This window comes from Pseudomonas sp. Bc-h (assembly GCF_002080045.1).
GTDB lineage: Bacteria > Pseudomonadota > Gammaproteobacteria > Pseudomonadales > Pseudomonadaceae > Aquipseudomonas.
Genome location: NZ_MUIN01000018.1, coordinates 15581 through 28845 on the forward strand (window position 1 = coordinate 15581; position 13265 = coordinate 28845).

The following is a 13265-nucleotide window of genomic DNA, read 5'->3' on the forward strand; positions in this document are numbered from 1 at the left end:
CACAGAGTTTCCTTACTGACCGAGGTCAGACTTCCCTAAACAACCTGAATGCCGTTTTGTACCCACAAATGGTGACTCGGATCCTCCTGAGGTGTGTATTGGGTATAGTCGATTCCGCCCGCCTGGTGGGTGCCATCTGCGGCCCAGGTGTCGGTCATGTGTACGCTGTCCTTGCTGTCGCCCTTGATCAGCAGCGTGTTGTTGTCGGACGAGGTGATTGCTACCAGATCCGCCAGGCTTACGGTCAGCGAGACCGCGCTGGTGTGGTTCAGGTCCAGCACCTCGATGTTGTGAATCCGGCTTTGCAAGTCCCCCAGATTGATCGTCGCATCGCCACCGGCCCAGACCAGGGTATCGGTGCCGGTACCGCCATCCACCGAGGCGAAATGCTGGTCGCTGATGATCAGGGTGTCGTTGCCCGCACCCCCTTGCAGAGTCACGGCACCGCCATGGGATCCGTCCAGGGTGTCGTTGCCATCGGTGCCCTGAATCAGCTCCGTGCTGGCAACCGCCGCGGTGGACGCGACGCTATGATCTTCGACGCTGGCGAGGGCAGCGAAGGAGGTGGTCGCGACCGCGCCCGCCTGGTCCAGATCCACCGTCAAGGTGGCGGTGTCGGTGGTGCCGTTGGGATGGGTCAACTGATAGGTGAACACATCCTGATGGCCGATGACTGCGTTGGTCTGCCCCGGATTCAGGGTGTAGGCGTAGCTGCCATCGGCATGCACCAGTAACGAGCCGTAGGTGCCCGCGATGGTCGTGCCGTTATAGCCCGGCGTGACGAAGGTCCCGGCTTGCTGCACGCTGAGCACGGTATAGGCCGAACCCAGCACATCGGCACCGGCGCCGGCTGTGTCGGTCAGCAGATTGCCCGCGACCGGCGTGTAGCTGCCGACCACGAACTGGTTGGTGAAGGTCGCGGCGTTGATCAGGCTGGTATTGACCGTGCTCAACAGGCCCAGTCCGCCGACAGCGACTTTCACCTGATAGGTGCCGGAAGTCTGGTCGTCGAACTGAATGCCGTAGTTGCCACCCCCCAGATTCAGCAACGAGCCGCCGCCGTAGCTTTTCACCAGCACGTACTGGCCGCTGGTGTTGAGCTTGTACAGGCTGACCGTCATCGAGCCCAGCAGGCTCAACAGGTTGCTGGCGTTGACCACCACGGTCATATCGCTGACGGTGTTGGCCGCGACACTGGTGGTGTAGGTGCCGCTGCCGCCACCGAGCAAGACACCAAAGCTGCCCAGCGTGGAAGTGCTGGTGACTTCGGGATTGACCAGGGTGATGCCGGTATGGGCGATGTCGTTGATGGCGTCGACCAGCAACGCCGGATTGGCGAGGTTGCTGTCGCTCCAGATTTCCGTGGCTTGCGGGCTGTCGATGCGCACATACAGCGTCGCGGTGTCGCTCAGCCCGTTGGCGTGGACCAGCTGATAGCTGAAGACGTCCACCTTGCCGACGCTGCTGACACTGCCATTGGCCTTGTAGCTGTAGTTACCGCTGGCGTCGATCGTCAGCGTGCCGTACAGGCCTTGCACGGTGGTGCCTGCGCCCGCCGCCACATAGCTGCCGTTTTTCTGGATCTGCAACAGCGCGCCCTGATCAGGGCCGGTCTGATCGGCCTGGCCATCGGTACCGACATCACTGATGACGTTGCCGGTGATCGCCGCACCTGCCGTCCCGGTGAACTGCGTCAGGCTGGTGATATCCAGCTGCAACTGGGTGGTCACCGTGGTCAGCAGACCGATGCCGGAGCTGGCAACGGTCAGGCGATAATCGCCACCGAGCAAGTCACCGATATTGACGCGCACCCCTTGACCGGCAATCGCCAGCAGATCGAGCAGGCCGCCGCTGCCGTTGACGTCGAGGGTGACCCAGGCGCCGCTGGCGCTCTTGACTTGCAGCGTATAGTTCACGCCGTCGAGCAGCGAAACCAGGCTGCTGGTGGTCAGGGTCAGCGTCGGATCGATACTGGTGCCGCTGGCGACAGTGAAGGTGAAGGTCTTGGAGAAGCCCGCCAGCAGCGTGGTGAACGAGTCGGAGAAGTTCTGCGTGACCTTCACTGGCGCAATGATTACCGTCGCCGTGGCCAGGTTATCGCTGGCAATGACCGGCGCGTTGGCGTCGATATCCGGCGCGGTAACGACGGTTGCCACCGACACATTGCCGTGGGTATCGGTGAGGCTGACCGACAGTTTTTCGCCGTTGATCTGCGCCGCGTTGAGCCCGACGCTGAACACCCCGGTTCCACCGACCAGCGCCGTGCCCAGCACCGTGCCGCTCGCCGATTTGATGGTCACCGTGGAGCCGGCTTCACCGGTACCGCTGACCGTCAGGCCGTCGCCGCTGACCAGCAGCGTTGTCGGCGCGACGGGCGCGGTCAGGTCCGGCGCGGTGGCCGTGGCCGATACCGAGACGTTCCCGGCAGGGTCCGCCTGAGTCACGCTCAACACCTGGTTGTCGATCTGCGCGGCGGCCAGCGCCACCGAGAAGCTGCCATTGGCCGCGACAGTGCCTGTGCCCAGCACCACGCCGCCAGCACTGCGCACGGTCACCGTCGAGCCCGCCACGCCTGTGCCGGTCAATACCGTGCCGCTGCCGTTCACGACAACGCCTGTCGGAGCGCCGGGCGCCGTGGTGTCCGGCGCAGTCAGGTTGCCACTGGCTGAGACGTTGCCGGCTGCATCGACCAGCTTCACGGTCAACGGCTGGCCGTCGAGTTGCGCGGCAGAAGTCAGGTTGAAACTGAACGTGCCGCCACCGCCCACCGTACCGGTTCCCAGCAATGCGCCCCCTGCGCTGTAGACATTGACCGTCGCGCCTGCTTCGCCACTGCCACTCACGGTCAGGCCGTTGGCAGCCAGTGCGAGAGCGGTCGGCGCTACAGGTGCCTGGATATCGGCGGCCACCAGGTTGGAGACAGGCGACAGATTGCCCGTAGGGTCTGCCTGTTGCACGTTGAGCGACTGTCCGTTGAGTTGCGCGCTGGACAATTGCACGGTGAAGCTGCCACCGGCGCCCACCAGTGCTGTCCCCAGCACCTGGCCGGCGGCATTGGTCACACTGACCGTCGCGCCAGGCTCGCCGACGCCGCTCAGTTGCAGGCCGCCGGCGTTGAGCGCCAGATTGCTCAGCCCGGCCGGCGGGGTAGTGTCCGCTGCCGTCAAACCGGTGGATGCCGAGACGTTGCCTGCGGCGTCCGCCTGACTCACGGTCAGCGGCTGGCCGTTGAGTTGCGCGGCATTCAACGTGACCGAGAAGGTGCCATCGCCCGCTACGGTTCCGGTGCCGAGCACCAAACCTGCAGCGCTGCGCACGGTGACCGTCGCCCCAGCCTCGCCGACCCCGTTCAACAGCAGGCCGGTGCCATTGAGCCCCAGCGCGGACGGCGCGTTTGGCGCGGTGATATCAGGCGCCGTGACGTTCAGCGGCGTCGACGGGTTCCCGGCAGCGTCCGTCTGGATCGCGTTGAGCAGTTGCCCATTGGCTTGCGCAGTGTTGAGTTGCGCGCTGAAGGTGCCGTTGGCGCCGACCACTGCGGTCCCCAGTGCAGTACCGGTCGCGGAACTGATGGTGACGGTCGCCCCGACTTCGCCACGGCCGGTGACCGTGGTCCCCGAGGCATTGATCGCCAGATCGCTGAGCGGTGCCGGCGGGGTGGTGTCTCCCGCCGTGATTTCGCTCGGTACAGAATTACCACCGAGCGCTGTATTGGCCGTGACGTCCAGAATCTGGCCGTTGGTTTGTGCCTGGATCAGCGTCACCGTGAAGTTGCCGTTAATGTCGGTGACTGCGGTGCCAAGCGGCGTGCCGTTGGGGCTGAACACCGTGACGGTAGAGCCGATCACAGCGGTACCGGTCAGCGTCACGCCGTCCGCTGTGAGCACGAGATTGTCAGGAGCACTGGGCGGCGGTGTCAGCGGCACTGTCAGGCCGGAAGGATCGGAGTCATTGCCGGCGGCATCTGTCTGAATCACGGACAGCACCTGATTGGCGGCGACGCCGGTCAGGGTGATGACGAAGCTGCCGTTGGCACCTACGGTTCCGCTGCCGACCTCTGTGGTGCCGACAGTGACTACCACGCTCGCGCCCACTTCGCCGCGCCCGGCGAGCTGGGTGTAATCGGGACTGATCGCCAGATTGGTGACCGGATCGGGGTCGGTGATGTCAGGCGCTGTGAACGGCAGCGTTGCCGAGGGGTTGCCTGCGATGTCGGTGGCGGTCACTAACAGGGTTTCACCGTTGGCCTGTTGTGCAGTGAGAATGACGGTATAGAAGCCGTCATCCCCTGTCGTGGCTGACCCCAGGGGAGCACCGCTGGCCGAGGTGACGGTGACGGTGCTGCCAGCTTCGGCAGTCCCTGTCAGAACAGTTCCGTCATCGAGGCCGGCGACGGTTGGCAGGGCCGGGGCGGTGATGTCCGGCGCGCTGACAGTGACCGGGGTCGAGTCGTTGGTTCCGGCATCTACTTGGACCACCGACAGCAGCTGCCCATTGAGCTGAGGCGTCGTCAGGGTGACGCTGAACGTGCCGTCCGCCGCGACAGTCGCGCTGCCCAATGGGGCGCCCTGGAAGGAGACATTGACCGTGGCGCCTGCTTCGCCGGTACCGGTCAGAATCAGACCGTTCAAGCTGACCGCCAGGTTGTCGACCGGCGCCGGATCGGTCACGTCAGGCACTTGGAAGGTAGCATTGCCGGAGACGTTGGTCGCGCCGTCGGTCTGGGTCAGCGTGAGGACCTGACCGTTGAGTTGTGCCGATCCCAGGGTAACGCTGAACGTGCCGTCAGGGTCAACAGTTGTGGTGCCCAGATCCGCACCGCTGGCGCTGGTGACGTGCACCGTGGCGCCGGCTTCCCCGGTACCGGACAAGGTCAGGCCATCGGGGCTGAGCGTTGTCGCCACAGGCAGGGCAGGCGCAGTGATATCCGGCGCGTCAACCGTCGCCGGTGTGGAAGGGTTGCCTGCCGTATCCCGTTGAATGACCGACAGTGCCTCGCCATTGAGTTGTGGCACCGAGAGCGTGACGGTAAACGCCCCGCCTGCACCGACCGTTGCCGTGCCCAGCACGTTACCCAAGGCATCGGTGACGGCAATGGTGGCGCCTGCTTCCCCGGTCCCACTGACGATTCTGCCCGCATCGTCGATCGCCAGATTGGCGACTGGGTTGGGCGCAGTGATGTCGGGAGCGAACAGGTTGCCCGCCGCAGACGCATTGCCTGGGGTGTCGGTCAGCACGACGAACACTTGCTGGCCGTTGCTTTGGCCCTGAGTGAGGGTGATCAGGAAAGTGCCGTCAGCGCCTACTGAGCCGGTGCCGATCGATGTGCCATCGGCCAGAGTAATGCTTACCGTAGCGTTGACTTCACCGCGACCGCTCAGCACATCACCGGCTGCGTTGAACTGCAGTTGCGTTGGAACCGCCGGCGGCGTCAGGTCCGGTGCGGTGACGGGCACCGACGTGCTGACGTTGCCCGGTGGGTCGGCCTGCTGCACGCTGAGGATCTGGTTGTTGATCTGCGGCGTGCTCAATGTGACGCTGAACGAGCCATCGGTCAGCACCACACTGGTGCCAAGGACATTGCCGGCAGGGTCTTTGACCGTCACGGTGGCACCGGGCTCGCCGGTCCCTGTCACGACCGCACCTGCGGGATTGATATCTACATTCGACAGTGGATCGGGCGCCGTGAAGTCCGGTGTCACCAGCGTGGCGTTCGGCGATACGTTGCCTGCGGTATCGGTCTGAACCAGCGTCAGCACTTCAGCGTTGGTCAGGGCAGGGGTGAGGACCAGGGTAAAGGTTCCGGTACTGCCCACCACCACAGTGCCCAGTGGGTTGCCGTCGCTGTCGCTCACGGTGACAGTCGCACCGGCTTCCCCATGCCCGGTGAGTGTTGCGCCATCACTGGAAATCGCCAGCTGGGTCAATACGGTTGGCGCGGTGGTGTCGATGGCCGTCAGGTTGGTGGTCGCCGAGGTGTTCCCGGCGGCGTCGGTCAATGTCACTGCCAGTTGTTGGCCGTTGGCTTGCGGCGTGGTCAGGGTGACCTGGAAACTGCCGTCGATGAGGACTGTGCCGCTCCCGATCAGTGCTCCACCGGCGTTGTAGACCTTGACGGTCGCGCCGGCTTCGCCAGTGCCCGAGAGCACCGCGCCATCGGTACTGAACGCCAACGCGGCCGGTGCATTGGGAGCCACCAGGTCTCTGGCGAGCAGACTGAGGCTGGTGGATTCATTGCCCGCTGCGTCGGTCTGGCTCACGCTGAGCGACTGCCCGGCGATCTGCGGTGTGCCAAGCGTGAGATTGAACGTGCCATTGGCCGCAACCAACGCACTGCCCAGAATCAGCCCGCCTGCACCCAACACCGTCACTGTCGCGCCCGCTTCGCCGTGGCCGGTGAGAGAGGCGCCATCGGTGGCCAGCACCAGATTGCTGAGCGGAGCAGGGGCGGTGACGTCTGCGGCGGTGTAGCCGGTGGGCAGGGAATTGATGCCGTCGCTGGAGGTAGCGGTCGCGCTGAGTTGTTCGCCATTCAATTGCGCAGCATTGAGGGTGGCGCTGAAGGTGCCGTCGCTTCCCACCAACGCCGTTCCCAGCAAGGTGCCGGAAGGGCTGCGGACACTGACCGTGCTACCCGCCGTGGCGGTCCCGGTGAGGGTCAGCCCGTCGGCACTCAGCGCCAGGTTGACCGGCGCAGGTTCGGCCAGATTACCCGGCGCCGTGACCGCGGCTTGCGGCGAGGCGTTTCCGGCAGCGTCGGTCTGAACCACGTTGAGCACAGTGCCTGCTGTCGCTCCCGGCGTCAGCGTGAGGCTGAAATTACCGTTGGCGTTGACTGTTGCGCTACCCAGCTGAGTACCACTGGCGTCGCGCACGACCACTGTCGCACCGGCTTCGCCGTGTCCGGCGAGTGACAGGCCGTCCGCCGTGACCGCCAGATTGCTCACCGCCAGCGGTGCAGTGGCGTCCGCGGCGTTGTAGCCCGCTGACGTCGAAACGTTGCCCGCAGCGTCAGTGGCGGTCACGGTCAACGGCTGGCCGTTGAGTTGCGGCGTATTGAGCGTGACCTGGAAGGTGCCGTTGGCGGCTGCGGTCGTGGTACCGAGGACCCCGCCCGCTGCATCGCGCACGATCACCGTACTGCCGGCTTCGGCGTTGCCGGTCAGTTGCAGACCGGCGCCATTGAGGGCAAGGGCAGCCGGGCTGTCAGGTGGCGTGAGGTCTACCGATACCACGTTTACGGCGGTGGAAACGTTGCCCGGTGGGTCTTCCTGAGTCACGGTCAACACTTGAGCGTTGATCTGTGGCGAGTTGAGCGAGAGGTTGAATGAACCGTTTGCGCCGACCAGCCCGGTGCCCAACAACGTGCCATCCACGCTGCGTACGGAAACCGTCGCTCCCGGCTCGCCGTGGCCGGTGACGGTCAGGCCGTCCGCATTGACCGCGACCTGAGTGAGCGCAGCCGGTGGGGTGATGTCGGGCGCGACAAGGGTGGCGGATGGCGACGCGTTTCCGCTCGGATCGGTCTGGCTGATGTCCAGTGTCTGGCCGTTGTTCGGTGCCGGAGCGAGGGTGACGCTGAACGTGCCGTTGGCGGCGACGACCCCGGTCCCCAGCAGAGTGCCGCTGGTGTCGGTGACCCGTACCGTCGCCCCCACTTCGCCGGTGCCGGTCAATGTATCGCCATTGCCGCTGATGTGCAGGTCCTGCACGGTAGCCGGTGGCGTGGTATCGACCGTGTTCAGGCTGGCCTGTGGTGAGGTGTGACCCGCGGCGTCGGTGAGCGTGACCTGCAAGGCGGCGCCACTGGTCTGGGCGCCGGGCAGGGTGACCTGGAACTGACCGCTCTGGTCGACGGTTCCGGTGGCCAGCACGTTGCCCGCTGCGTCGCGAACGGTCACGGTAGCGCCCGCTTCACCTTGACCGCTGACTACGGTTCCGACGTTGTTGATCGTCAGGCCGGTGGCAGCACTCGGCGCTTGCAGATCCGGAGCCACCACACTACCGGGCTGCGAGACATTGCCTACCGCATCGCTTTGCGTGGCGGTCAGGGGTTGTGAGTTGATCTGCGCGGGGTTGAGGACAACGTTGAAATTGCCGGTGCTGGCGACGACGCCCGTGCCCAGTACGGTTCCGGCGCTGTCGGTAATGGTGACCGTAGCGCCCACTTCGCCTTTGCCCGAGACAGTGCTGCCGTTGGCGTTGATGGTGAGATTGGAGGGTGCGTCGGGTGCGGTCGAGTCAGCCGCGACGACCGTACCGGACACCGAGTTGTGGCCGCTGGCATCGCTGGCAGTCACATGCAGTATTTGCGCGTTCAACTGGGCGAAGCGCATGAAAATGGTGAACCGGCCGAGGCTGTTCACGGTGCCGGAACCCAGGCTTGAGCCATCAGCGCCTACAACGTTGACGGTGCTGCCAGGGGTGCCAGCACCGGTCAGGGTGAAACCGTCACTGCTGACCGCCAGGTCCGTTGGTGTCGCCACTTGGGTGCCGTCGGGCCCCGGCAACGCGACGGGCGTCGAGGTATTGCCGCTGCTGTCGGTACTGATGACCGTGTTGGAACTGCCACTGGCGGCCGGTGGATTGAGGCCGATGACGAATACGCCGTCATTGCCGACCACGCCGGTCCCCAATACTGCGCCGCCAGGGGCGGTGACAGTGATCGTGCTACCCGCTTCGCCCGTACCGGAAATAGTGGTGCCGTCCGGACTGATCGCCAGATTGCCGACTGGAACCGGATCGGTGGTGTCGGGCGCACGGGTATCGACGGGCAGCGAATCGTTATTGCCGTCCGAAGCAATCACCTGCACCAGTTGACCGTTGTTGAGCGTGCCAGGGAGGGTAAAGGTGAAGCCGCCGTTCGGGCCGGCAGTGACAGTCCCCAACACGGTGCCGTTGGCATCCACCACATGCACGGTAGCGCCCGCTTCGGTGGTACCGGTCAACACACCGTTGACGTCCACCGACACATTGGTGGGTGCTGGCGGTGCCGTCACATCCAGCGCGGTTACACTCGTCGGGGCGGACGCAGTCTGACTGCCATCGATCTGCGTGACATTGACTGTCTCGCCATTCTGCTGAGCGCTGTTGAGCAACACGGTGAAGCTGCCGTTGGGCGCCACCACCGCCGTTCCCAGCAGGGTACCGTCAACACTGCGCACTTCGATGGTTTCACCAACGATGCCACTGCCGGATACGTGAAGACCATCGGCGCTGATACCCACGTTGGTCGGCGCATCGGCCGGTGTGGTGTCCAGTGCAGTCAACGAAGCGGCGGTCGACGGGTTGCCGTGAGTGTCGGTCTGGGTGACCTGCACGGTCTGGCCATTGTTCTGCAGCGTCGACAAGTTCACCTGGAAAACGCCCGTCGTGGCGTCTGCCGTGGCGGTGCCCAACAGATTGCCGTTCTGATCACGAACGGTGACCGTGGCTCCCGGTTCCGCCTGGCCGCTCAATAGGCCGCCAGTACTGTCGAGGGTGAGGTTGCTCGGGGCATCAGGGGCCTGGATATCCGGGGCCTCGACCGGCACCGGCGCTGATGGAGTAACGGAGCCGTCGGCCTGGCTGACGCTCAGGTTCTGGCCATTGATCTGCGGGCTGGAAAGCGTGACCTCAAAGCGCCCGTTGTCACCGACGACCGCGGTCCCCAACGGGTTGCCGGAGGCGTCGGTGACCGTGACTGTTGCACCCACCTGACCGTTGCCGGTGACCACCGCGCCGTTGGCGGAGATGGCGACATTGGTGACAGCGTCAGGCACGCTGAGATCCGGCGCAGTGACGGGCACAGGTGTGGAGGGGTTGCCCGCGCCGTCGGTCTGGGTCACTTGCAGGGCCTGGCCGTCGGTTTGCGGGGTGGAAAGATTGAGCGAGAAGCTGCCGCCAACCCCGACGCTTCCTGTGCCAATCAGGTTGCCGAGCGCATCGCGCACGGTCACCGAGGCGCCGGGTTCGCCGGTACCGGTCAGCACCGCACCCGAGGCATCGAGCGCGACGTTGGTCAAGGGAGCCGGCGCCTGGGTATCAGGCGTCGTGAAGGCGACAGGCGTCGCAGGGTTGCCCGCGCTGTCGCTGGCGTTGATCGACAGGGTTTGTCCGTTGTTTTGCGCACTGCTGAGCGTGACGCTGAACGAGCCATCGGCTGCCACGTTGGCCGTGCCGAGTATGTTGCCATTGGCGTCGGTGACGGTGATCCGCGATCCGGCTTCGCCATGACCGCTGAGCAGGATGCCGTCGCTGCTGATAGCAATCCCGCTAGGTTGCAAAGGACCGTCCAGATCACCTGCTACCACTGGCGTTGCGGGAGAGGGGTTTGCAGCCGCATCGGTCAGCACGACTTGCAAGGCCTGGCCGTTGGTCTGCCCGGCGTTGAGCACCACGGAGAACGCTCCGGTCGCGGAGACCGTGCCGGTGCCGAGCACATTGCCTTGAGCGTCGGTCACCGTGACCGTCGCCCCCGGTTCCCCGCGGCCGGTGACCGACAGCCCGTCGTTGGCCACCGCAAGATCGGTTGCCGCAAGTGGCCCCGTTATATCCGGCGCCGTCACAGGGACTGCCACCGAGCTTTCGCCGTTGGCGTCCACGGCGACCACGTCAATGACTTCACCGTTGGCTTGCGGCGGGTTGAGTACCACGGTGAAGTTGCCGTCGCTTCCGACGACAGCGCTCCCCAGCAGGGTGCCGCTGGCGTCCCGGACTTCGATAAGCGTACCGGCGCTCGCCGTGCCGGTCAGTTGAGTACCGTTGCCATCGACCACGATGTTGGCAGGGGTAGCCGGGCCATCGGTGTCGGGAACGGTGACGTCAAGCGCAGGAGAGGGGTTGCCCGCAGCGTCGGTCTGTGTGATCTGCAACTGCTCGCCTGGTGTTGGCGCGGTGGTCAGAGTGATCAGGAACGTGCCGTTGGCGTTAACGACACCGCTGCCGATCGCCATGCCGCCAGCGCCGTACACGGTGACAGTGGCGCCGATTTCACCTTTTCCGGACAACAGAGCGCCATCGGCACTGACGACCACATCGCTCACCTGACCTGGTGCCGTGGTGTCTGCGGCGGTCAGTGGCGCGGTCGATGTGTTGCCGGCAGCGTCGGTGGCGCTGACGTCCAGATGTTCGCCGTTGGTCTGTGGGCTGGTCAGGGTCACGCTGAAGCTGCCATCCAGCCCGGCGCGTGCGGAGCCAATCACTGCTCCGGTTGCATCGCGAATCAACACCCGCGCGCCTGCTTCGGTCACCCCGGTCAGGGTCAACCCGTCCGCCGACAGTAAAAGATCGGCAGGCTGTGCCGGTGCAGTTGTATCGGGTGCTTGCAGCGGCACATTCGATGAAGTGTTGCCCGCGCTGTCGGTCAAGGTCACCTGCAGCACCTGCCCGTTACTCTGCGCGGGGCTGATCGAAACGCTGAAAGCGCCGTCTGCACCCACGGTCCCGCTTCCCAGCAGAGTGCCGTTGGCGTCGATGATATTGACGGTGCTGCCCACCTCGCCATGGCCGCTGACCAGGGTTCCACTGCCGCTGATTGCGACATCCGCAGGCGCTGCGGGAGGCGTGATATCACCGTTGCCGGGCGGATTCACATCCACGTCCGGCGCCACCGCTTGGGCCGGAACAGAAACATTCCCCGCGGCATCGATTGCATTGACGGTCAACGACTGGCCATCGATCTGCGCCGGGCTGAGCGTCAGGCTGAACGTACCGTCTGCAGCAACCACTGCGCTGCCCAGCAGCGAGCCGTCGGCGCCGTGAACCTGAATGGTCGCGCCGGCCTCGCCAGTGCCGGTCAGCACTGTGCCTTCAGCGTTGACCGCCAGGCTGCCGGGCGCGTTGGGAGCGGTGGTATCGGCTGCCGTCAGCGAGCCGGGAGTCGAAACGTTGCCTGCGCCGTCGGTCAGCGTCACGCCGAGTGTCTGGCCGTTGGTCTGTGGCGCATTGAGGGCGACTTGAAAAGTCCCGTCGCTGCCAACCACGGCAGTGCCGAGCACGTTGCCTGCGGCATCACGAATGGTCACGTTGCTGCCAGCCTCGCCCGTGCCGCTCAGGGACTGGCCGTCAGCGGACAAAGCAAGGTTGTCAGGGGTGCCCGGGGCCGTAGTGTCACCGGCGGTCAACGAGCCGGGAGTCGAGACGTTGCCCGTCGGGTCGCTCAGGGTAACGCCGAGTGTCTGGCCGTTGGTCTGCGGTGTGCTGAGGACGACCTGAAAAGTGCCGTCGCTGCCAACCACCGCCGTGCCGAGTACATTGCCCGCGGCATCCCGAATGGTGACGTTGCTGCCGGCCTCGCCCGTACCGCTCAGCGATAGGCCGTCGGCGGACAATGCAAGGTTGCCAGGGGCTGCGGGCGCAGTGGTGTCACCCGCCGTCACCGAGCCGGGAGTCGACACGTTGCCCGCCGCGTCGGTCAGGGTGACACCGAGCGTCTGGCCGTTGGTCTGCGGTGCATTGAGGACTACCTGAAACGTTCCATCGCTGCCAACCACTGCCGTACCGAGCACGTTGCCGGCCGCGTCCAGTACGCTCACTCGGCTGCCGACTTCCCCCAGACCGTTCAGTGACAGACCGTCCGAAGACAATCCCAGGCCGGTAGGGGCGCTGGGTGCCGTTGTGTCCGCGGAGCCACCGCCATTGCCACCGCCGCCGCCACCACCACCGCCCGAGGCCGCTGCTGCACCTCCTGCGCCAAGCAACCCCAGCCCGGCGATTGCCCAAGTGGGTGTCGCGCTACCGACCACACCTGCGCCGGCAATCAGTTCGTCGATGGATGACACTTCTTCGAAGGTGAAACCGTTGAACGCCTGTGTGTCGTACTGTGCCTGCCAAAGCGCGCCATCTTCGCCTTGAAACACCATGTCGTTGGTGACGCCATCCGGCCCGGTATTGAAGAAATTGGCGACCTTGACGTGCTCGCCATTCTTGAGGTTGACCACCAGATCCTGGCCACTGCGGCTGACCGATGCGACCTGATTCGGGGCCACCGGCATCTGAACGACAGAGGGTTTATTGAGGGCCAGGTCGCCCCAGCGGTTGGCAGTAAGTTGAGAAGTAGCTTTGTCGGCGACAACGATGTTTTCCATCTGGCCAGTCCTTTTTTTGCTTTTGCAGACAAGCACCGCGCAACAATCACACGAGGTTTTGAAGGCTCGGCCATTGCGGCCTCGCCCCATTGAAAACACCTCGGTTATCCGTTTGCGGTAATCCGTTTGATTAGAAAGCTAGATTGGATCCCGCGGGTTTCAATGTGTGTTTTTTTGACAACCGCCATTTTTTCAAAG

1 protein-coding gene is annotated in these 13265 nt (G+C 64.8%); it reads right to left on the bottom strand.

Translation table 11 applies throughout. The features are described 5' to 3' along the window. Positions 1 to 35 precede the first annotated feature (35 nt). A complete protein-coding gene (locus tag BWR59_RS30710; RefSeq protein ID WP_081569428.1) occupies positions 36 to 13067 on the bottom strand; it encodes a BapA/Bap/LapF family large adhesin in 13032 nt (4343 codons plus the stop codon). Positions 13068 to 13265: the final 198 nt, after the last annotated feature.

What these genes read in the sequence shown, in the direction of transcription:
- BWR59_RS30710 (WP_081569428.1), bottom strand. Translation starts at nt 13,067, where the DNA reads ATGGAAAACATCGTTGTCGCCGACAAAGCTACTTCTCAACTTACTGCC.